This window comes from Komagataeibacter swingsii (assembly GCF_003207895.1).
In the GTDB taxonomy this organism is placed as follows: Bacteria; Pseudomonadota; Alphaproteobacteria; order Acetobacterales; family Acetobacteraceae; genus Komagataeibacter; species Komagataeibacter swingsii.
In genome coordinates this window covers 368,458-388,826 of the sequence record NZ_NKUB01000001.1, presented here as the reverse complement: position 1 = coordinate 388,826, position 20,369 = coordinate 368,458, and the positions used below count along the sequence as shown (strand labels likewise).

At 58.2% G+C, this 20,369-nt stretch carries 20 protein-coding genes and 2 tRNA genes; 14 read left to right on the top strand and 8 right to left on the bottom strand.

Going from position 1 to position 20,369, the window contains the following annotated elements; all coding sequences use genetic code 11:
• The coding region (locus CFR76_RS18200; protein WP_208623901.1) for a hypothetical protein at window positions 1-248 on the top strand (248 nt) is incomplete at its 5' end.
• Here the strand turns inward: CFR76_RS18200 and CFR76_RS17905 are convergent.
• Entirely contained in the window at window positions 245-541 is a 297-nt protein-coding gene (locus tag CFR76_RS17905) for a hypothetical protein (protein WP_167402025.1), read from the bottom strand. The two genes, CFR76_RS18200 and CFR76_RS17905, sit on opposite strands and share 4 nt — an antisense overlap.
• Here CFR76_RS17905 and CFR76_RS18785 point away from each other — a divergent pair.
• The 4 genes from CFR76_RS18785 to CFR76_RS01800 all read left to right on the top strand — a co-directional run bounded on the left by CFR76_RS18785 (window position 443) and on the right by CFR76_RS01800 (window position 2,759).
• The gene (locus CFR76_RS18785; protein WP_408884345.1) at window positions 443-664 is read left to right on the top strand and encodes a DUF6998 domain-containing protein; all 222 of its coding nucleotides are present in this window, start codon (window positions 443-445) and stop codon (window positions 662-664) included. The two genes, CFR76_RS17905 and CFR76_RS18785, sit on opposite strands and share 99 nt — an antisense overlap.
• A 132-nt stretch (window positions 665-796) precedes the next feature.
• A complete protein-coding gene (locus CFR76_RS01810; protein ID WP_110555524.1) occupies window positions 797-1,396 on the top strand; it encodes a CatB-related O-acetyltransferase in 600 nt (199 codons plus the stop codon).
• Window positions 1,397-1,854: 458 nt separating this feature from the next.
• The gene (locus CFR76_RS01805; protein WP_110555523.1) at window positions 1,855-2,208 is read left to right on the top strand and encodes a helix-turn-helix domain-containing protein; all 354 of its coding nucleotides are present in this window, start codon (window positions 1,855-1,857) and stop codon (window positions 2,206-2,208) included.
• 8 nt (window positions 2,209-2,216) lie between these two features.
• Entirely contained in the window at window positions 2,217-2,759 is a 543-nt protein-coding gene (locus CFR76_RS01800; RefSeq protein WP_110555522.1) for an ImmA/IrrE family metallo-endopeptidase, read from the top strand.
• Between the two features lie 361 nt (window positions 2,760-3,120).
• On the opposite strand, the gene CFR76_RS01795 is transcribed toward CFR76_RS01800, so the two are convergent.
• The 4 genes from CFR76_RS01795 to CFR76_RS01780 form a co-directional block, all read right to left on the bottom strand.
• Window positions 3,121-4,317 carry a tyrosine-type recombinase/integrase gene (locus CFR76_RS01795; protein WP_110555521.1) on the bottom strand — a complete coding sequence of 399 codons (1,197 nt, stop codon included), beginning with the start codon at window positions 4,315-4,317 and terminating at the stop codon, window positions 3,121-3,123.
• 748 nt (window positions 4,318-5,065) lie between these two features.
• A complete protein-coding gene (locus tag CFR76_RS01790; RefSeq protein WP_146222621.1) occupies window positions 5,066-6,472 on the bottom strand; it encodes an ArnT family glycosyltransferase in 1,407 nt (468 codons plus the stop codon).
• A 144-nt stretch (window positions 6,473-6,616) separates the two neighbouring features.
• On the bottom strand, window positions 6,617-8,194 hold the full coding sequence (locus tag CFR76_RS01785) for a phosphoethanolamine transferase (protein WP_110555519.1): 1,578 nt from the start codon (window positions 8,192-8,194) through the stop codon (window positions 6,617-6,619).
• Window positions 8,195-8,549: 355 nt separating this feature from the next.
• Window positions 8,550-9,506, bottom strand: a complete 957-nt coding sequence (locus CFR76_RS01780) for an alpha/beta hydrolase (protein WP_110555518.1) — start codon at window positions 9,504-9,506, stop codon at window positions 8,550-8,552.
• Between the two features lie 532 nt (window positions 9,507-10,038).
• Between CFR76_RS01780 and CFR76_RS01775 the strand changes: the two genes are divergently transcribed.
• Window positions 10,039-11,250 (top strand): cation:proton antiporter, encoded by a 1,212-nt coding sequence (locus CFR76_RS01775; RefSeq protein WP_110555517.1) that lies wholly within the window; start codon window positions 10,039-10,041, stop codon window positions 11,248-11,250.
• 8 nt (window positions 11,251-11,258) lie between these two features.
• Here CFR76_RS01775 and CFR76_RS01770 read toward each other — a convergent pair whose 3' ends face one another.
• Window positions 11,259-12,521, bottom strand: a complete 1,263-nt coding sequence (locus CFR76_RS01770; protein WP_110555516.1) for an MFS transporter — start codon at window positions 12,519-12,521, stop codon at window positions 11,259-11,261.
• A 107-nt stretch (window positions 12,522-12,628) separates the two neighbouring features.
• Here CFR76_RS01770 and CFR76_RS01765 point away from each other — a divergent pair, with 107 nt between their 5' ends.
• The 6 genes from CFR76_RS01765 (at window position 12,629) to CFR76_RS01740 (ending at window position 15,214) form a co-directional block, all read left to right on the top strand.
• Complete coding sequence (locus tag CFR76_RS01765) at window positions 12,629-13,000, top strand: tRNA-binding protein (protein ID WP_025438880.1); 372 nt, start codon at window positions 12,629-12,631, stop codon at window positions 12,998-13,000.
• Window positions 13,000-13,482: a xanthine phosphoribosyltransferase gene (gene gpt / locus CFR76_RS01760; protein ID WP_025438881.1), complete on the top strand. Its 483-nt coding sequence runs from the start codon at window positions 13,000-13,002 to the stop codon at window positions 13,480-13,482. The genes CFR76_RS01765 and gpt overlap by 1 nt, the downstream gene beginning before the upstream one ends.
• 148 nt (window positions 13,483-13,630) lie before the next feature.
• Window positions 13,631-13,707, top strand: a tRNA-Pro gene (locus tag CFR76_RS01755).
• Between the two features lie 22 nt (window positions 13,708-13,729).
• Window positions 13,730-14,035, top strand: coding sequence for an ETC complex I subunit (locus tag CFR76_RS01750; protein WP_025438882.1), 306 nt, complete (start codon window positions 13,730-13,732; stop codon window positions 14,033-14,035).
• A 27-nt stretch (window positions 14,036-14,062) separates the two neighbouring features.
• Window positions 14,063-14,139, top strand: a tRNA-Arg gene (locus tag CFR76_RS01745).
• 484 nt (window positions 14,140-14,623) lie between these two features.
• Window positions 14,624-15,214, top strand: coding sequence for a hypothetical protein (locus tag CFR76_RS01740; RefSeq protein ID WP_110555515.1), 591 nt, complete (start codon window positions 14,624-14,626; stop codon window positions 15,212-15,214).
• 236 nt (window positions 15,215-15,450) lie between these two features.
• Here CFR76_RS01740 and CFR76_RS01735 read toward each other — a convergent pair whose 3' ends face one another.
• Window positions 15,451-16,239 carry an SDR family NAD(P)-dependent oxidoreductase gene (locus tag CFR76_RS01735; RefSeq protein ID WP_110555560.1) on the bottom strand — a complete coding sequence of 263 codons (789 nt, stop codon included), beginning with the start codon at window positions 16,237-16,239 and terminating at the stop codon, window positions 15,451-15,453.
• A 393-nt stretch (window positions 16,240-16,632) separates the two neighbouring features.
• On the opposite strand from CFR76_RS01735, the gene CFR76_RS01730 reads away from it, so the two are divergent.
• Together CFR76_RS01730 and CFR76_RS01725 are read left to right on the top strand one after the other, a co-directional pair.
• On the top strand, window positions 16,633-18,042 hold the full coding sequence (locus CFR76_RS01730; RefSeq protein ID WP_110555514.1) for an NAD-dependent succinate-semialdehyde dehydrogenase: 1,410 nt from the start codon (window positions 16,633-16,635) through the stop codon (window positions 18,040-18,042).
• Window positions 18,043-18,372: 330 nt separating this feature from the next.
• Window positions 18,373-19,515, top strand: coding sequence for a glycosyltransferase family 4 protein (locus tag CFR76_RS01725; protein ID WP_110555513.1), 1,143 nt, complete (start codon window positions 18,373-18,375; stop codon window positions 19,513-19,515).
• Here CFR76_RS01725 and CFR76_RS01720 read toward each other — a convergent pair whose 3' ends face one another.
• Entirely contained in the window at window positions 19,516-20,364 is an 849-nt protein-coding gene (locus CFR76_RS01720; RefSeq protein ID WP_110555559.1) for an energy transducer TonB, read from the bottom strand.
• Window positions 20,365-20,369 lie beyond the last annotated feature (5 nt).

Below are 20,369 nucleotides of genomic sequence, written 5' to 3'. Positions count from 1 at the left end.
AAACGCATCGGCTCACTCATCAAAGGCTTCTCACCACAGGAATGTGCCAACTACCTCAAAAACTCAGGATATGCATCAACCTAATCACAGAATGCTCTAAGGCCCCGCGCGGCTGGGGGTGGCTGACCAATCCAAGGAAAGCCGCCTACAACCGCGCCTATTACCGGAAAAACAAACTGTGGAATGGCCTTCTGGGGTGGGTAACCATCGGGTTTATTGTGGCAGTGCTGCTTGGAGCATTTCATTAATACCCTGCTGAGAATAGTGGTGGTGGCGAGAGTGCGGCTTCGCAAATGAACGCTACCAAAGAGATCCGCACAATGCAGAAGGAAGCCTTCTGACCGCCATAGCTGAGATCCCCGTCCTCATAGCCCAGCTCTATCAGATCGTGGATCGGCTTGAGCAGATCGTGCCAGGCCGGAAATTCACGCCTGACGGGCATCTGCTTGTCCTGCACCTCGATCGATATAAGGGCTTCTCGGAGGTCTATAACGGCGCCGGGGCACCGGTATGGGATCAGATCCACCATAAGGCCGATCATGGGCGCCAGAGATCCATCAGCCTTACCCAGTTGCGGAGGATCGCTGCCCTATCCCCCTTGCCTGCCATTCCACGGATCCGGCCCTTCCCGACCTTACTGGACGACGATCACAACGCTGCCTGATACGGCACACTTTTCTTCCCCTTTCCCGAACGGCAATCTCTCGTAGCAAGGCTGTTGTTTCCTATGATCGGTGTGCAAAATCGCATATCGACAGCCTCGCACACTCAACCATGATGGGAGAACGCTGCCCCCATGTATTACGGCAAGAACGCCTTTTCGCTACTCCTACGCTACACACTGGCCCACGAGATCGAGGAATGGGGTTGGGAGATCGGGGACCATACGTATGGCGCCAAGGGTTCTCCCATCATCATAGAGGCCGAATATGCCGGCCTGAAGATCGGGAAATACTGCTCGATCGCCCGTGAGGTGCTGATGATCCTGGGCAACCACCGCACGGACACGATCACTACCTACCCGTTCAAGAACCAGTGCAATTTCTGGCCAGAAGCAGCTGACGCATCCGATGACCATTCCACCAAGGGGGATATCGTCATCGGCAATGACGTCTGGATCGGTGCGCGGGCCAACATCATGTCGGGCGTCACCATAGGATCAGGCGCGATCATCGCCACGGCGGCCGTGGTGACGAAAGACGTAGCTCCTTATGCCATCGTGGGCGGCAACCCGGCCCGGATCATCAAATACCGCTTCCCCGAGAGAACCATCGAGCGGCTGCTGGCACTGGCATGGTGGGACTGGCCGGAGGAGGTCATACGGGCCCGAATGCCGCTGCTGATGAGCGATAACATTGAGAGCTTCCTGCAGGCATACGAAGGTGTTCCAGGGTAGCTCCTTCATCCCCGATTGTAGAAAATGGCGGGAAAACAACACTCTTCGCGCTTAACCAGCCCGGAGGTGGAACACGCGGAACACCGCGCATTTTCCAACGTGTTCCACTCGGCACCTCCGAAAAACCGCAGTTCCTCTAGGGTTTCAGCGCGGTGGAACACATGGAACACGTGGAACACCGGTTTTTCGATCGATCAGAGCAAATTGAAGCACATAGACAGTTATCCTAACGCCTCATGTTCTGACTGAGCCTAAATGCAACCAAGGTACCCGCTATACGCATTTACGTTTCAGGTTCAATTTGATTATGAATATAACGTCCCCACACATAGCGGGATGCAGCGTATTTTTGTTTTTGATGAGGATATCAACCTCAAAGGTTGATTTTATGATTTTTTAGGTTGATTCGCTGCGCAAGTACGCTATGTTCAGCACACCCCAATCAGGAGGGCTACGGAATGGTTACGGAATTAGGAAAGGAACTTCGGAAAATTCGAATCGATCGTGATGAACGATTGATGGATATGGCTGACAAACTAGGAAAATCATCCGCTTTTGTGTCGGCTATTGAGGTTGGAAAAAAGTCTCCCCCACCAGGCTTTGAAGACGCTGTGGCGAAAATATATGAGCTGGCATCCGACATGGTAACAAAGCTTTATCAAGCTGCCGATCGGGCTCGAAAAAGTTTTACTATAGAGCCTAGCAGTATGCTGGGGAGAGATACGGCCGGTTTACTTGCCCGCAGAATGAACGAACTCTCCGAAGAGCAACTAAACGAAATAAATGAAATACTGAGAAAAATGAGAGAGTAGATCCCGAGATGAGTGGTGATAGTTTTGTTGTCCCCCCAAAAAGCTGGAATGAAATAGAGCGTATCGCTTCACGCTGGCGTTCAGATCTTAGCCTTCAAGACACTCCATACTTTCCGATCATGGAAGTTCTGGAAAAAATTCTGGATAACAGATTTGGCCTATTTACGCTCTCTCCAATCGACACCAAGGAAATGGGGAACGCTGAAGGATATACAGACCCGGACGGCAAATATATTTACCTGCGAGAGGATGTGTATCGAAAGGCATGGAACAGGGAACATCGAGACAGATTTACTGCTGCTCACGAGTTTGGGCACTGGGCGATGCATACAGGGCTTCGCTTAGCACGACTAGAGCCGAGTCAAGTTGTTCCTTCTTATAAGCTTAGTGAACCACAGGCGAATCAGTTTGCTAGCGAACTTCTAATGCCTGCGAAATTTTTTTCTCTGCATGATACTGCAGAAGACGTCATGCAGAGACATGGGGTAGGCTATCAAGCCGCTTTCCACAGACTGAATTATCTCAGGAAAAAGGGAAAGATACCCGAATAAGAATAAAGACCTGAGGAAAGTCCTCAGGTCCCTATTTCCCTACTGGGCTCACGGGGGCTAGCTGGTAGGGAAGCCACAGTGAATCTCAATAGGCTTGGTCGCCTCCACACATGGTGGAAGTTGGATTCTCTGTCAAGGCAAACATCGCCCCCAGGAGAACCGAGATGGCGAAAAAATCTTTGCCACCGGCACCGCCCGGATATCGCTACATCTTTCGCCCGTGGCGGAAGTGCAAGCAGTCTGGACGCGTACTCTACGCACGAGCCTTTGGGCTCAAGGCGTGGCCGATCCTCGTTCCCATGTAAGTAAAAAAGCAGGCGGTGAATATTATGTTCACCGCCTGCTTTTATTAAAATACTTGTTAAAAAACAAAATGATGCCACTCCTGCATCAATGCTTGCCGCTTATCGAACAGATCACCTCTTCGATAAGCGGCCTCTACCTTATCCCCAATAGCGTGAGCCAGCGCCATTTCGGCCACATCTCGGGGATAGTCGGTTTCCTCCGCTGCCCAGTCCCGGAAGGTCGATCGCAGGCCATGCACGGTCACATTCTTCGTGCCGGCCGCCTGATGCAAAGCCTTGGACAGCGCCACGTCTGACAGCGGCTTGCCTGCTTTCTGACCTGGAAACACAAGATCCCCATGCGCAGGATCTCGAAGCACCAGAACGGCTTTCAGGACAGACATGGCACCGTCGCTCAAGGGCACGCGATGCTCCTTCCCTGCCTTCATCCGTTCGGCCGGAATGGTCCAGATCTTGGCTTTCAGATCAAGCTCCGACCAGACAGCTCCCCTCACCTCGCCGGAGCGTGCCGCTGTCAGGCATAGGAAGCGGACGGCCTTGGCAGCGATACCCTGAGACTCTGCTAGCTTGGTCATCACCCTGGCCATATCCTTCCGATCGATCGCGGCATGATGCTCGACTTTCGCCACGGCGGAGGGCTTGGGCAAGACGTTCGCCAGATGGCCGCGCCAGCTAGCCGGGTTCGCGCCATCCCGCCAACCATGCACTTTTGCATAGTTCAGGATGTTCTCGATCAGCCATCGGGCCCGACTGGCGGTTTCCGGCTTGGTGGTCCAGATCGGCCGAAGGACCGACAGAACATCATCCGTCTCCACTTCGTTCACGGCTTTGTCGCCAATGACCGGACATATGTGGATGCGGAGTATGCCTTGCCGGAGAGGAGCTGCTCTGACGCTGCGCCAGTTGGGAGCCTTCTCTACCATGAACCTCTCCGCTACCTGGGCGAATTTCAGGCCACTTTCCTTTTTCCGTTCGGCCTGCTCCTGCCGACGCACCTCGAGAGGATCAATCCCATCCGCTACCTGCTTGCGCGCGGCGGCGGCGCGCTCCCGGGCCTCCGCCAGACTGATCGTGCGGGTCGAGCCGATCCCCATTTCCCGCGCCTTGCCGGTTACCGGACTGGTGTAGCGGACCGACCATGCCCGCGTGTTGCCCTTGACGGTCAGCCACAGATTCCCTCCGTCCGCAAAGACACCATCCTTGAGAGACGAGACGGCACGGACTGTCAGGCGGTTATGGCTGATACGGGGCACGGCGAAACCTGTGGTCTGGGGTTTAGAAATCGAATCGGATCAGTAGACCCATGATACCAAACCCACGATCAGACCCATGATAAAAACGGCCATCGTGGGACACGTTCAGACACGTCAGGAAACAGGTCGTAAATTATATGTATTTGAAACAGTAGGTTATTGACGCCTTCAGACGCCCACAGACACTTAGGTTAGGCTCATACTTCGGGAGCCACCTTTCCTTAAAAATTAGCATCAGGCCAGCAGGCATGGGTTTTACAGATCTGCCAACCTGCTTGCCTGCGTGACAGGTAGCATGCCCCGCCCGGTCACGCGCCCATGCATCATGGCCTGCGATATGGTCTGGTCATGTTTCCACAATTCCCCTCCTTCATGAATGAAACAGATCTGGCCCATGGGTTGCCGCGAGCCGCCCATAGGCCGTGGCCCCCGTGGCTGTACCCCAGGTTAGAAACTGCCGGAAAAGACCAGCCTGCGCGACATTATTGAATGGATGTCCGGTCCCGCTGGCCGCGCACGGCAGGCGCCGTCCAGCATGGAACCCGCTGCATGACCTTAAGGCACGGCGCTTTCCCTGCGCAGTGTTTTCCAGCCATTCCTGCCACAAGGCCGCCCTCAGAACGGAAAAAGGAATATTGGCGGTAATCCGTTTTTATTTCGTTTCCATATCCCCGCAAAAACCGGGCAGTCCGGCATATCCCGTCCAGCCATGACAACATGAACCTGACATTCACATAAAAATACCAAATCAGTTTATTTTATACAGGTTGTAATATCTTGCATTATTCTTGTTCGGATCTTTTTTCTTATACGCCTCATATACAGGGTGATAATGATCCGTTACCCACGCACAGACCGGTGGCGCCACCGTATGGTTAACGCAGCCGGCATGAGGCATCAGGACAAAGGGCGGGCGCTGCTGCAGGTCATCCAGATAATGATCGGTAGCCTGTGGGCCAAAATATATCTCGATCTGCCCGCTGAAAAGTATCGGATCAAATGTCTCCAGATCAGACAGGTAGTACAGGGAATGATCCGAATTGATATTCAGCACTTTCTGGTTGCCTACAATCTGGGAAACCCGTGCGGGATCAGTCAGATGCGCACGCTTCATGTCGTTTATATTGGATACGATGCCACTTACCATCAAAAACGCGGCATAAAGGTATAATGGCATCATGCGCCATGAAAGGGCGCCCCCGCCCTCATGACGCAGAAGCAGGCATATCAGCAGGCCCGGGACAAGAAACAATGAAAAGTAATGATAGAACCCATGGCCTGACAATATCGCGGCCACTACGGAAAATATAAACCAGAGTGAAAGCAGGCGTTCGCGCAGGTTTCCCCACCAGACATCCCGTTTTCCAAACCACAGGACAAGCATGGGACAAAGGGGAACGATATACAGCGCAACCAGCGCGAATGTGCCCATCCGCTCGCCCGGGGCACCCCCATAATGCTGGAGAAAATGATGCTGCATGGCAAAATATGCAGCCAGCTTTCCGTGCCCCGCGATCAGGAAAGGCAGGAAAACACCTGCCAGCCCGACCAGCCCACCTGCGACACAGGCCAGGAATTCCAATGCGGTGCAGACCCGGCCCAGAAACAGGTAAAGGATGATGGGCGACAGGACACAGCCCGCCAGATAATTTATGTTGACGGCGATTGCCGATATGATCCCCGCCAGAACAAACAGGCTGATTTCATGCCTTTCCACGCCTCTGGCCAGCATGAGGATAACCGAAAGCACCAGGGGAACCTGCAATACTTCCGTATTGCCCCCCAGGTAGTCCCCGATAACACTCCCGACAAACAGATAAAATAATGTCTGCCATTTATCCGTTCGATATGCGGAACTGAACAGGAGCGCCACCGAAACCATGCTGACCATGGCCAGCATGGTGAACCGCCCATTCAGGATGGGTTCAACCTGCGTCCATATATAATAAAAAACGTAAACAAGATATGGCTTGTGATCAAATATATAATTGTACGGAAGTATATGGTACCGGAATATCCCCTTCCCGATCAATGGATAAAATGTTGTATCCCAGTCAGTGAAGGGCGACAGGAAGAATGTCAGGACATAAACGAGAGACAATGCAAACATTAATAAAATAGAACATCGTTTAATTAATGATTTACATTCAGTCACTTTTTATATCCCTGTCGTTCCTTAATCAGGTCGAGACCACCATACAATTCAGCTTGGTTGAAGATTGGCGTTATGACATTTCCAAGAATCCAGAACAAGTATCATATTTCACAATGCCAGACTTATCATATCGCTGGATGAAAACTATCGACGGGGTATAGATTTATAGTCATATACCTTGCCATCTGAATGCAATACGCGATCATTATCCTGAATATTCTGTATATAATCATGGTCAACATCATACCCAAGCATATCCAGAAGCAGGTATTTTGTCATCAATCCCGTATAGTATTTATCCTTATTGCGCATGCCATCTGCCATATCGCAGTAGTACCTGTCTTTATCCAATATGTATACCGGCACTTTGTACTGGTCATAACCACCGTACTGTATCCCGTGCCCCTGTCCCACTATTTCCCCATGATCGGAAATATAGACCAGGGTATAGTCACCCAATTCCTTATCCGCCATCGTGATGATCTGCTGCAGAATACGGTCAGTGCGATGCAGGCTCTGGTCATACGGGTCCGCATCGGGAATCGCCCTGATATCTTCTTGTGTGCGGTCGTCGCTATAGCTTTCGTGACTACCCATAAGATGGATGACAAAAAACTTCCTTGAAACAGGATCGGCAAATTTTTCCTTTATGACTGGCAACAGCGACTCATCGCGCCAGGTCACATGATTGGTCGTATTATTGTAATCCTGCCGTGTCACATAATCGCTAAATTCGGACACATAACCAAAAGTACGGGAATATTCCCCACGGCCGGGCTGCGATGCGATCCAGAATGTCCTGTATCCATTGTCCCGTGCCAGTTCGGGCAGGTTTTTTTCCGTATACAACGCGCCCTGATGATCGGGATCATAAAACGAAACCAGCATGGGCACTGCCGCCCGGGTCATGTTCGCTGCGGAATGAGCCTGCTTTATGACGCAGATACGCTCTTCATCTGCCATGGCCTTCATGTTTGGGGTCGTGTTCTGGGCGGTATATCCATAGGTGGTGTGCCGGTCAGCAAAAGCAGCTTCCCCTATGACCAGAATGATATTTTTACGCTTACCCTCCGCTTTGCCCGTAATGGCGGGATCGATCCTAGTATGCGGGATTGCGGGCCTGTTGTCATCGCTCAACCCCAGCCCGGTCATGTACACGAAATCTCCAACGACGCCGGGCAGGAAAAAACGCAGGTTAGCCGCCATTTCCGCAATATTGCTATTCTGACGTTCCACATTACTGCCATGACTGTGTTTCCACCCCGCATGCAGCGCCACGGCAATCCCCACCCCGGTAACCAACAGCACGACGGGACGAAAGCGTACGCATTTCCATGTCAGCACCACCATACCGACAATGACAAGCAGTATGGCAACCGGCAGCAGAACGCTGACGGAACTGACCATGGAAATGGCCTGATGAGTATTGGTCCCCATGATCGCCTGCAGCATGGAGCGGGTGACAAGGCCATATTTGTAGGCAAGGTAGAAATCAAACAGCGCGAACAACAGGAAAAACGGGACAAATATGGGGGAAAGAAAACATCCAAGTGACGCCAGGAACGGCATCAGCAGGGACAACAGAAATTCCTTTGAAATAGAGGTCGCGACATCCGCATCATGTTGCGCAACATAGAAATTAATAAATCCAAAAAAAAGCGAAACACAGATTATGGACAGATTTTTTTTCTTTAAAATATCAGACCATGCATTCCTGAACATTTTTTTTAATATTTTTCCCTACATCCCGTATCGAAATACCCCTTTGCGGAAGTTATCCCGAATTCCCCTGGTCCCATAAGATACGCTGCCTACCGGCCAGCATAGCCGTAGCTGCACCGTTATATCATTCCAAACGGGAATTCCTAGAATCACCCATCATGCAGCAGGATGATTTTACATTTTGAATTATTTCAAAATATTTACCACCAGCGCCGGGATGGCCGGTTTTGCGTTCCGGTTCCCGGAAATCCACCACGCCACGGGTCCGGCCAGAATTTAAAAAACCCGGCCTTGGCGTAATGCCATGGCCGGGCCAGGTCAGGTCAGGTCAGGTCAGGTCAGGTCAGGTCAGGATTTACAGGCCAAGCGTGCGCTTCAGTCCCGCGCAATACGCATCCATGAACCGGCGGGACAGTTCCGCGTTGGGCACGAACATGTCAAAGACGTGGTACGCCCCCGGCACGACCATGACCTCGGTCGGCACCCCTGCCGCCATCAGGCGGCGGCTGTAGTCCAGATCCTCGCACAGGAACAGGTCCATCGACCCCACCCCGATGAAGGCGGGCGGCAGGCCGGACAGGTCCCTTGCCCGCGCGGCGGCGGCATAGGCAGGCGTGTCATCCCCGCCTGCCGTAACCCCCAAATAGGCTTCCCATGCGTATTTGTTGGCCGAACGGGTCCAGACATATTCACCAAAATCGGGCGCGGGATCGACCTTGGTCGCCGTCCGGTCATCCAGCATGGGATAGATCAGCAACTGATAGGCCAGCTTGTATTCCTTGCGGTCGCGCGCCATCAGCGCAAGTGCCGCGCTCAGCCCGCCACCAGCACTTTCGCCAGCCACGGCAACCTTGTCACGGTTGATGCCCAGTCCGGCCGCGCTGTCATGCACCCATTTCAGGACGGCGTAACAGTCCTCGATCGCGCCGGGATATTTGACCTCCGGCGCCAGCCGGTAATCGACCGAGACAATGACAAACCCCATCTTGCTGGCCAGTACCTGGCATTTCGGGTCATCGACTTCCGGATGTCCCGAAACCAGGCCGCCGCCGTGGATATAGACGATGGCCGGGGCATTGGGCCGCCGCACGCGGGGGCGATAGATCAGCACCCGCACATCCGGCGCGCCAGCGGGGCCGGGCACGTATTCCTCCTGCGTTTCGACATCCGGCAGGGGGCGCCCTTCGATCAGTCGCACCGACGTCATGAAGATTTCACGCACTTCCGGCAGCGAGCGCCCGGACAGGCCATCAAATGACGGCATTTTTTCCAGAATCGACAGGAACTCGGGATTTACGACATTTTTGGGCATGGTGAAGCAGATCCTCTTCAATCAGAAGCCGCCCGTAGGGACGCCTTCATTCCCTGCAACCGTCACGCACGCAGACATGACCAGCCATGACCGACATCAAATAATTTTCTCCATATATGTATATAAAATATAAAATTATGGGATTTTCTTATCTATTATATCTGAAAACCAATTCATTTTATTGGTTTATATATTGTATATGCCATGCGCATATAAAATATATTCCCTACGGCGCAATGCCATCATCGCAACCCGCCGCATGATGCCAACAAGGTGATGTCGTCACCCCGCCGCCCTGACAAACCCCCGGACCTTACCGGCGTTTCCATGTGTTTGCGCCGCCTTGCGGTGGACATCTGGCCGCCCGACAAGAACTGTTGCCTTTTTTATAGGCATAGTTGGGCGCGGCCACACAAAAAGGGACCATCCGGACCAGCGTGGCATATATTCCCGAACCTTACCAAAAATAAAAGTTTCCATTCATAATTTTTGTATATAACCTATTCCCGTTATTGGCAAGAAAGGTTTGGGATTGTCGGACATTACGGCACTTGTTCTTGATGCCGCCCTGTTTGTTATTTTTCCATGGGCGGTATGGCGACTGGCACACAGGGCAATTCCCATTGTTGTCCTGCCGATCCTGCTCGGGATCGTGCTGGCGGTCATGCACGTGCCGGTGCAGGATATCGGCATCCCATCGGTTTACGGCAACAATATCGGCTGGCTGGCCGTGCTGGTGCTGGCCTTTACCGCCGGGCTGGAAATGTGGCAGCCACCCGACGCCAATGCAGCCGCCCACACCATTCCCCCGCCCCCGCTGGGTCGCCTGCTGGGCGGCGCGCTGGTGGCGCTGGGCGGGCCGTTCATCATCGGCTCCTTTCTGGTCTATTATTTTTTCCTGCCCCTGCATGGATGGCATCAGCCGCATGTGGGCCGGCTGGTCGGGTCGCTGGCCATCGGGCTGTGCATCGCGGTCAGCGCCCTGCCGGTGCTGATTGGCATCGTGCGGGAACTGCCCGCGCCGCAGCGTTCGATCGGGCAGCTTGCGCTCAAGCTGGCGGTGGTGGATGACGCGGCGCTGTGGATCGGGCTGGTCATCCTGCAATTCGCGGCCCGCGGGCCTGCCGCGCTGCATGGCTGGACGGGGCTGGAGGGGGTGGCGGTTATCCTGCTCGTGGCGCTGGCCATCGCCAGCAACTGGGCGACCCGCAACATGCCCAACCCGCCACAAGCCGTCATCTGGGCGGCGGTGCCGGTCTACCTGGCGGCGGGGTCATGGGCCAGCATGCAACTGGGCCTGCATGAACTGATCGGGGCGTATTTCGCCGGCGCGCTCATGCCGCCGCGCTGGGTCGCGCGCCTGCCGGTGGAAGATGTCGGGCGGTTTTCCCTGATCTGGCTGGCGCCGATGTTCTTTGGCCATAGCGGGCTGCACATCAATGGCGATGCGCTGACATGGCCTTCGGTCACCGCGTCGCTGATGCTGGTGGTGATTTCCGTACTGGCCAAGATGGGGGCGGTCTATGTCTTCCCGCCCGCGCCAGGGCTGTCGCGGCGGCAGGCGCTGGGGGTGGGTGCTCTGCTGCAATGCAAGGGGCTTATGGAAATCGTGGCCGCCACCATCCTGCACGCACAGGGCATGCTGTCGGATTTCGCCTTTGCCTCCCTCATGGTGCTGGCGGTGATCTCAACCGCGCTGACCGGCCCGCTGTTCCGGCTGTTCGCCCCGCGCACGGGGGCATAGCGGCGTCCCTATTCCGGGGCGATGTCATCCAGCCGGTCCAGCCGCCACAGGCCGGGGAACATCCGTATCCACGCGATCGTAATGGCCAGCGTGCCGATCCCGCCCAGCGCGACCGAACCGACCGGCCCGATCAGGCTGGCCACCATCCCGCTTTCGAATTCGCCCAGTTGGTTGGATGACCCGATGAACAGCATGTTCACCGCCGAAACCCGCCCGCGCATGCTGTCGGGCGTGCGCAGTTGCACCAGCGCGCCGCGCACCACCACGCTGACCACGTCCGCCGCCCCCAGCACGGCCAGCGCGATGATGGACACCGCCATGGAACGCGACAGGGCGAACACCACCGTTGCCACGCCAAAGATCGCCACGGCCATGAACATGCGCGCGCCCGCCCGGCGGTTGAGCGGCCGCCACACCAGCAGGACGGAACACACCACCGCCCCCATGGCGGGCGCGGCCCGCAGCAGCCCCAGCGGCCCGGCATGCAGGATGTCGCTAGCGAAGACCGGCAGCATGGCGGTCGCCCCACCCAGCAGCACGGCGAACAGGTCCAGCGAGATCGCCCCCAGCATGTCGGGCCGGGCGCGCATGAAATGCGCGACCTCCACAAACGTGGCCAGCGAAAGCGGCACCCGTGGCCGGGGCGTGTAGACCAGCCGGATACATAATGTGCCAACGCACGCGCAGGCGAAGCCGATGGCGCAGGCAAGGTAGCACACCCCCGCCCCCGCGCCGTACAGCAACCCGCCCACCGATGGCCCCGTCACCGCCGCCGCCTGGAACAGCGAGGACGAAACGGCCGCGGCACGTGGAAACACATGCACGGGCACGAGCGATGGCAGGAAGGTCTGCTGGCATGGCATCTCGAACGCGCGGGCGGCGCCAAACACCATGACCATGGCGTAGATCATCCACGGCGTGGTCCACCCGCCCAGCGCGCCGATGGCCATGAGCAGGGCGGACAGCGCCTCGATACACTGGCATGTCACCACGATCATGCGGCGGTTGAGGTGGTCCGCCGCATGCCCCGCCGGCAGCAAAAGCCCCGCCATGGGCAGGAACTGCGCCAGTCCCACCAGTGCGAGCGCCGTCGTGCTGTGGGTCAGGGCATAGCTCTGCCATCCCACCGCGACGGCCTGCACGCAACCGGAAAAGGACGAAGCCGTACGGGCGACAAGGAAGGCGGGCAGCCCCGGGTGGTGGTGCAGGGGCACGGCGGCCGGGGGCGGCGCGCCCCCTGGCGGGGCCGGTTGAACTGGGGTGGGTGGCATGATGGCGTCACCCTAACAGCACTGATGCGCAATATCCTACGCCTTCGCGCCTAAAAAGTATGTTCCCGTGTTTGCAAATCGCCCCCAACACAGGCAAAAGCTGTTCCATGACAGACCCTGTAGAGCATGCAGCCGTGCCCGGCACGGAAGGGGACATGGCGACCCGCGACTGGCTTGATATCCGGGCCGGCACCGTCGTGGCGGCGCACCCCGTGCGTGAAACGCCACGGCACACCTTCCGGCTGACCATCGATTTCGGCCCCCATATCGGGATCCGGTCGTCGGTGGTGCAGGTCAACCACCGTTATGTCCCTGCCCGGCTGGTTGGCCGCCAGATCTGCGCGGTCATCAATGTACCGCCCCGGCAGGTCGGTTCGCTGCGCAGTGAAGTACTGACGCTGGGCATGCCCGACAGTAATGGAGAGGCCGTCCTGATCCGACCCGACGGCCGCGTTCCCGATGGAGGAAAACTTTTCTGATGGCCACAAACTACGCAACCGTAACATGGGACCAGCTGCACCGCGATGCCCGCCAACTGGCCAGCACGCTGATGACCCGTGGCCCCTTCAGGGGAATCGTGGCCATCACGCGTGGCGGCATGATCCCCGCCGCGATCATCGCCCGTGAACTGGACTGCCGCCTGATCGACACCATTTCCGTCGTGACCTATGACGAGGAAAGGATGGGCGAACCTTCCGTCGTCAAGAATGCCGATGCCGCGGGCGATGGCGAGGGCTTCCTGATCATTGACGACCTGGTGGATTCCGGCGTCACGGCGCAGCTTGTGCGCAAGATGCTGCCCAAGGCGGTGTTCGCCTGCCTGTACGCCAAGCCCGCGGGCCGTCCGATCACGGATATTTTCGTAGTCGAGGTCCCGCAGGATACCTGGGTGCTGTTCCCGTGGGATACCGCGCCGCTGTTCATCCCGCCGCTGGCCAGCAAGCCGGTCGAAAAGGCCTGACCGGGCCGCCCGGCCGCCCCGGCACACGCCTTGTTGTTCGCCGCGCCCGTTCACGCCGCTTGTCGCGGGGACGACGGGCGCGGTATTTTTTTTGCAAGAATGTGCTTGCCAGATCAGCAGTTGCCACATAGGTTCCCGCTCGTGGTCGCGGGGCGTGGCGCAGCCTGGTAGCGCGCGTGTTTTGGGTACACGAGGCCCCCGGTTCGAGTCCGGGCGCCCCGACCATATCCAGGGAGTACGGATAGTAATGCGAGCCCGGATTTACAGGCAGTCAAAACCCTCCACCCAGTCCGGACAGGCCGGAACCCATACATGGGTGCTGGATTACGGGCAGAACCGCCCCCGCCATATCGATACCCTGATGGGCTGGACCGGCAGCACCGACACCCCGTCGCAACTGCGCCTGCAGTTTCCCGATCAGGACAGCGCCGTCGCCTACGCCACGCGCGAAGGGATCGCCTTCGATATCGAAATCCCCGCCCCGCGCATCCGTCGCCCCAAGGCCTATGCGGATAATTTCCGCTATGACCGGATCCAGAACTGGACGCATTAGGCCCGATCTGGCACAAGTTCAGGCCACGCGCCCTTAGCTCAGTTGGATAGAGCAACAGCCTTCTAAGCTGTGGGTCGCTGGTTCGAATCCAGCAGGGCGCGCCATTTTTCAATGACTTGGCGGCTAGAATTTTTGCATCTTTTACAGATGTCTTGCAGTGCGCCATGGTTCATTGCGGTATCAGCCTACCCCAGACGGCATCATGTCGCAGCGATCGAGACCACCTTGCTGGTCTCTCGCTGCTGATGCGGCTTCCACATCAATAGCGATTTCCGTCCGACTTGCAGATGGTGGGCGTGACCGGTGTGACGCGGGCGTGCGGCGCGTCCAGCCCGCAACCCGTCAGGCCAGCATGCGTTGCCTGTCCATGCCCATGGGCGCGACGCCACCGGGAGATGGGAATTTTCCATCAATAATGGCCATGACCGATCGTTCGCATGCCCATTTATTTTTCATCAGGCCAAAATCATGGCGTGATTACTCGTTCCATTAATGAATGCACAAACAATCCAGACGTAAAACCGTGCCCATGAATTCACATCTTTATTCAAGACAGTGAAACGACATTGATCACATGACGGGAAGACCATGAAAAAAACGATCCTGTGCCTGGGCGTGCTGGCTGTTGCGGGGTGTGCCGCCAGACCTGCCGAAATCAATGCGCAATATGTGAACCCCGAACCATACATGCGGCAGAACTGCGCGCAGCTCGCCCAGCTGGATGAAACGGACACGCAGGCCCTTGCCTCAGCCGATGCAGGGCGGATGGCCCGCGCCCGATATATCCAGCCCGGCCAGTTGAAAGGCGAACTGGACGCTGTCCATACCGCCGAACGCGGCAAGAACTGCGTGGGGCGCTATAACGCAACGGATTATGACAGCACCGGCGCCGTCTATCCTGACAGGATACTGCCCGACCGCCCGGCCCCGGCAGTCACGACCATGCCCGCCCGCGGCAATATCCACAGCGGCATCAGTCCATACACGGGAACGGGAACGGGAACGGGAACGGGAACGGGCAACATTACGGCGCATTCCTCTGTCGCCGAACAGAAACTGTCCAGCCCGAGCTATGTCGCACCGACCACCCGCCCCTCCGGCTATCCCGCACCCAGCATGCCGGTACCGGCGGCGGGCTACACGACCGCCCCATCCTATTCCGCCAGCCCGTTCCAGTAACCAGCCCCATTGCCTGGCTGCGGGAGGCCGGGCAATCGGCAAGAGACTACTTGAAAACAACTCATTGATAAAAAACAATAAAAGTTTTTGGGTGCCGCCTTTTTCTCAAAAAGGCAGCGTTCTTTCGAAGCTTCTGCAAAAAGCTTCACCAAAAACTTCCTTTAATTTTAAAGCGCTATCATGATCTGACGTTTCAAACAGTCTCTAAGAAATACATGTTTCCGGGGGCTGTCCCCTCAGATCGTGCTGAGCACCCCGCCATCGACACGCACGGACGCTCCGGTGGTGGCGGATGCCTGCGGGGACGACAGGTAGACTACCATGTTCGCCACTTCCTCCACCGTCGCCGCGCGGCGGATGATGGATGAGGGGCGGTGCGTCATGACGAATTCCGCGGCCACTTCCTCCAGTGGCCTGCCGGTCCTTTCCTGTTCGGGTTTCAGCATGTCCGCCAGCCCTTCGGACAGCGTAGGCCCCGGCAGCACGGAATTCACCGTAACCCCCGTTCCCGCCATCCGTTCCGCCAGGCCGCGCGCCACCGAAAGCTGCGCTGTCTTGCTGAAGCCGTAATGGATCATCTCAACCGGGATGTTCAGCGCGGATTCCGAGGAAATGAAAACGACCCGCCCCCAGTTCCTTGCCTTCATGCCCAGCAGGTAGGCCCGCGACAGGCGCACGCCGGACATGACGTTGACTTCGAAAAACCGGCTCCAGTCCGCATCCGGCGTCTCGAAAAAATCCTTCGGTTCAAAAATCCCCAGATTGTTGATCAGGATATCGCAGGTCGGATGGGCCGCCACCAGCGCGGCGCACCCCACCGCCGTACCCAGGTCGCCCGTGAACCCTTCGGCCTTTCCCACGCCCAGGGCGGACAGGTCGCGCACCGCCCTGTCCACCGCAGGGGCTTTCCGCCCGTTCACCACCACCCGCGCCCCGCTGGTGACCAGCCCCCTTGCAATGGCCATCCCGATGCCGCCGGTCGATCCCGTTACAATGGCCGTGCGGCCCGTCAGGTCAATGCGCATGGTCCCTACCTCCTGCAATATCTGAAAACGGGCCGCATCGTACACCAGTCGTTGCCCCACACAACCGGCCCGGCGGCCATGACGGGACATGAACGGGCCGGCCGCCCGTCCCGTGCCGCAGCCCATGGCAACGTATTGTTCAAACCCGCGTGATGATGACGCGGGGCGGCACGCCCGTCATACGGCTTCCCCCGCCCCGGTCGTGGCCGTGGCCGGGAACCACGTCCCGGATGTGCCCCTGCCCTGTTCCCGGCATGCATTGACAATATACGTGTGGATATAGTCACGATAGGGAGAGCGTTCCCGCAACGGGTCGCGCCAGCCGGGATCATCCCATAGCGTAGCAACCCGTTTGTGCGTTCAGACAACGCAAACCTTCGCCGGTTATGAAAAATGACCTACGAAGCAGCCACAAAGGACATTGACGACATGACCAGTCCCTACCGCACCATCAATCCGGCCACCGGAAAGACGGAAAAGGTCTTTGACCTGCATGACGACAAGGCAATGCTGGCGAAGCTGTCCACCGCCCACCAGTTATGGGAAAGCGACTGGCGGCACCGTTCCATCGCACAGCGCAAGGCGATCATGCTCAAGGCCGCGGAAATCCTGCGCCGGGACAAGGAAAAGCATGCCCGCCTGATTTCCATCGAAATGGGCAAGATCCTGCCCGAAGCCATTGGGGAAATCGAACTTTCGGCTGACATCCTGGCCTATTACGCACAAAAGGCCGAAACCTTCCTCGCGCCGCGCGAACTGCCGGTATCGCAGGGCCATGCAACCGTCACCAGCGAACCGCTGGGCATCATCTATTGCGTGGAACCGTGGAACTTCCCTTACTACCAGCTGGCCCGCGTCGCGGCCCCCAACCTGATGGCGGGCAACGTCGTCATGGTCAAGCACGCGCCAAGCGTGCCGCAATGCGCCGTCGCGTTTGAAGACCTGTTCCGTGAAGCGGGCGCGCCCGAAGGGGCCTATACCAACCTGTTCATTACCAATGACCAGTCGGAAAAGCTGATCGAACGCCCCGAAGTGCGCGGCGTCGCCCTGACCGGCAGCGAGCGCGCGGGCAGCGCCGTGGCGTCGCAGGCCGGGCGCGCGCTGAAGAAGAGCACGATGGAACTGGGCGGGTCCGACGCCTTCATCGTGCTGGATGACGCCGACCTGGACAAGACCGTGCCCATGGCGATCCGGGGGCGCATGTCCAATAACGGCCAGGTCTGCACCGCCGCCAAGCGGATGATCGTGCACAAGTCGCTGGTTGCCGATTTCACGTCGCGCCTGAAGGCGGCGGTCAGCGAATTCCAGTACGGCGACCCGCTGGAACAGGGCGTCACCCATGGCCCGATGAGCAGCCAGGCCGCCATGGAACGCGCCGTGTCGCAGGTGGAAAAGGCCGTATCCCACGGGGCGGAACTGGTCGTGGGCGGCAGGAAGATCGACCGCGAAGGCTTTTTCATGAAGGCCGCGATCCTGACCAACATCACCAGGGACAACCCCATTTTCCATGAGGAAATCTTCGGCCCCGTCGCCATCATCTATCCTGTCGGAAGCGATGATGAAGCCATCGCCATGGCCAATGATTCGCCATACGGGCTGGGTGGGTCCATCCAGACCACCGATGTGGAACGTGGCCGCCGCGTCGCAGCCCGGATCGACACCGGCATGGTGTTCATCAACAACATTACCGGCACGGCCCCCGACCTGCCCTTTGGCGGGATCAAGAACTCCGGTTATGGCCGTGAGCTTTCGGAATTCGGCATTGAGGAATTCCTGAACCGCAAACTGGTCCATACCCCCTGATCCGGCCCCGCCGGATGGCGCTCCCCGTTACAGGACGGGGGGCGTTTTTTTTCATAGGCGGGCCATAGGGGGCACATCACGATGGCGCATACGCGCCGGCTGCCACCGGTATCCCGGCCCATTATTGCGAAACCGGAACCATTATGCCATGAATGCAGGTACAGGGAACAGAAGCCCGCATCCACGCCATAAAAAACCATAATATATGCCATAAGCGCTTAAGTATCAATTTGTAACAGATATGTGTGTTTTGTTTCAAATAAGACATAAAATGTGTCAACGATTATAAACTGTATTAATTTTCTATTTTTACGTGTCAAAATCGTTTGCATGCGTATCGTCTACATCATCAACAGCCTGAACGGCGGGGGCGCTGAACGTCCCCTGCCCGATATCGTGGCGCAAATGCGTGCATGCGGGCACGATGTCCATGTCCTCGCCCTGGCCCGGAAGGCCGGGAACGCGGTCGCCTGGCTGCAAGAGGCGGGAATTGCCTATGACATCCTTTCCCCCGATCCTGATAAATTCGCGTCCTTGCGCACGACGCTTGCCGCCGTGCGCCGCCATGCGCCCGACCTGATCTGGACATCACTGACACGCGCGACCCTGTATGGGCAGATGGCGGGCGTGCTGCTGCGCAGGCCGGTGGTCAGCTGGCAGCACAATGCCTACCTGCGCCCGTGGAATCGCCGGCTCCTGCACGCCACGCACAGCCTGACGGACCTGTGGGTGGCGGATTCCCCCTTTGTGGCCAAATGCACGGCGCGGCAACTGAATGTGCCGCAGCGCGATGTCATTACATGGCCCCTGTTCACCGCGCAGGCCCGCATGCCCCAGGCCGTGCCATGGGCGGGCGCGGATGACGGGCGCGCCGTATTCCGCCTGGGCACGCTGGGCCGGCTGGAACCCCAGAAAAATTACGGGCTGCTGATCCAGGCCATGGCCTGGCTGCGCGACCATGCGCCGCAGTGCCGCATCCATCTGGATATCGGTGGCGAAGGCTCCCTCGCCCCGCAGTTGCGGACGCAGATCATGGCGCTCGGGCTGGACAATGTCACGCTGTCAGGTTTCCAGGCCGACCCGTTCACGTATTGCGCCGGGTTGCATGGCTATGTGCAGCCATCGCTGTTCGAGGGGCTGTGCATCGCCCTGCATGAAGCCATGCAGGCGGGCGTGCCATCCATTGTCACGCCCGTGGGCGCCATGGCCGACGTGGTAAGGGATGGGGAAAGCGGCCTGTTCCTTGACCCCGCGACGCCGGAACGCCTGGCCAGCCTGCTGCTGCGGCTGTACGATGATCCCGCGCTATGCGCCCGGATGGGGACCGCGGCCCGGCGGCAGATCCTGTCCTCCTACAACCTGAATGCGATAACGGCGCAGGCCCGTGCGGTCATGGAACGGGCGGAACAACTGGTCGCCACGCAGGCTGGCGCCTCGCGGGCCGGTACCGGCCATCCCACCGCCATCCGGTAATCAGGGCATTCCCTGCCCCTTCAGGTGGAAGACGACCGGCAGTGTGAGATGCCTGCCCTCCAGCGCCCCCCCATCCGACGTGCAGTGGACATTGCGCGCGGCGGCGACGGCCGTGCTGTCCAGATCATCATAACCGCTGCTGGCGCGCAGGCTTGCCTGCACCACCTGCCCCTGCCCGCCAATGACCAGATCCACCAGCGCGCTACCTTCTTCATGCATGTGCCGGGCCATGGGGGGATAACGCCATGCGGGTGGCGTGCAATGCAATGCGGCGGCAGGCATTGCCGCCGCTGCCGCCTGTTGCGCATGGCCGGGTGCCGCCATGGCATGGGCGGTATCGGCCCGTGAGCCGGATGGGGCCACGGGCGGCGGAACAGGCGCTGCATGCGGGGCCGTTGCGTGGGCGGGTGCCCGTAAGGGTGACACAGGCGTGCCGGCGGGGACATGCCGCACGACCGGCGTTTCCTGGCTGCCCGCCACATGGGGCATGGCCTGTGGCTGTGGCTGTGGCTGTGGCTGTGGCTGTGGCTGTGGCTGTGGCTGTGGCTGTGGCTGTGGCTGTGGCTGTGGCTGTGGCTGTGGCTGTGGCTGTGGTGTAGCCGGTTCGGAGGGCGTTGCAACCTCCGGCCGATCAAAAAAGACCTGGATGGCGTTTTTTTCGCTGGGCGACGCAGGCACCTTCGCACCGCCCGGCAGCAGCCATGCGCCGATCACCCCATGCCCCAGCACCGCCAGCAGCACCGCCCACCCGGCCGCCATGCGCGCCCAGCGCCCGCGCGTGCGCGCACCGTCGGGCACAAGCAGCCGGGCTGCCGTTCTGTCTTGCTGTTGCGGCACGGTTCCATCCATCATGG

Excerpts from the sequence above, each read along its gene's own strand:
- CFR76_RS17905 (WP_167402025.1), bottom strand. The coding sequence starts at position 541 with ATGATCGGCCTTATGGTGGATCTGATCCCATACCGGTGCCCCGGCGCC.
- CFR76_RS01810 (WP_110555524.1), top strand. The coding sequence starts at position 797 with ATGTATTACGGCAAGAACGCCTTTTCGCTACTCCTACGCTACACACTG.
- CFR76_RS01805 (WP_110555523.1), top strand. The coding sequence starts at position 1,855 with ATGGTTACGGAATTAGGAAAGGAACTTCGGAAAATTCGAATCGATCGT.
- CFR76_RS01800 (WP_110555522.1), top strand. The coding sequence starts at position 2,217 with ATGAGTGGTGATAGTTTTGTTGTCCCCCCAAAAAGCTGGAATGAAATA.
- CFR76_RS01785 (WP_110555519.1), bottom strand. The coding sequence starts at position 8,194 with ATGTTCAGGAATGCATGGTCTGATATTTTAAAGAAAAAAAATCTGTCC.
- CFR76_RS01780 (WP_110555518.1), bottom strand. The coding sequence starts at position 9,506 with ATGCCCAAAAATGTCGTAAATCCCGAGTTCCTGTCGATTCTGGAAAAA.
- CFR76_RS01770 (WP_110555516.1), bottom strand. The coding sequence starts at position 12,521 with ATGCCACCCACCCCAGTTCAACCGGCCCCGCCAGGGGGCGCGCCGCCC.
- CFR76_RS01765 (WP_025438880.1), top strand. The coding sequence starts at position 12,629 with ATGACAGACCCTGTAGAGCATGCAGCCGTGCCCGGCACGGAAGGGGAC.
- gpt (WP_025438881.1), top strand. The coding sequence starts at position 13,000 with ATGGCCACAAACTACGCAACCGTAACATGGGACCAGCTGCACCGCGAT.
- CFR76_RS01750 (WP_025438882.1), top strand. The coding sequence starts at position 13,730 with ATGCGAGCCCGGATTTACAGGCAGTCAAAACCCTCCACCCAGTCCGGA.
- CFR76_RS01740 (WP_110555515.1), top strand. The coding sequence starts at position 14,624 with ATGAAAAAAACGATCCTGTGCCTGGGCGTGCTGGCTGTTGCGGGGTGT.
- CFR76_RS01735 (WP_110555560.1), bottom strand. The coding sequence starts at position 16,239 with ATGCGCATTGACCTGACGGGCCGCACGGCCATTGTAACGGGATCGACC.
- CFR76_RS01730 (WP_110555514.1), top strand. The coding sequence starts at position 16,633 with ATGACCTACGAAGCAGCCACAAAGGACATTGACGACATGACCAGTCCC.
- CFR76_RS01725 (WP_110555513.1), top strand. The coding sequence starts at position 18,373 with ATGCGTATCGTCTACATCATCAACAGCCTGAACGGCGGGGGCGCTGAA.
- CFR76_RS01720 (WP_110555559.1), bottom strand. The coding sequence starts at position 20,364 with ATGGATGGAACCGTGCCGCAACAGCAAGACAGAACGGCAGCCCGGCTG.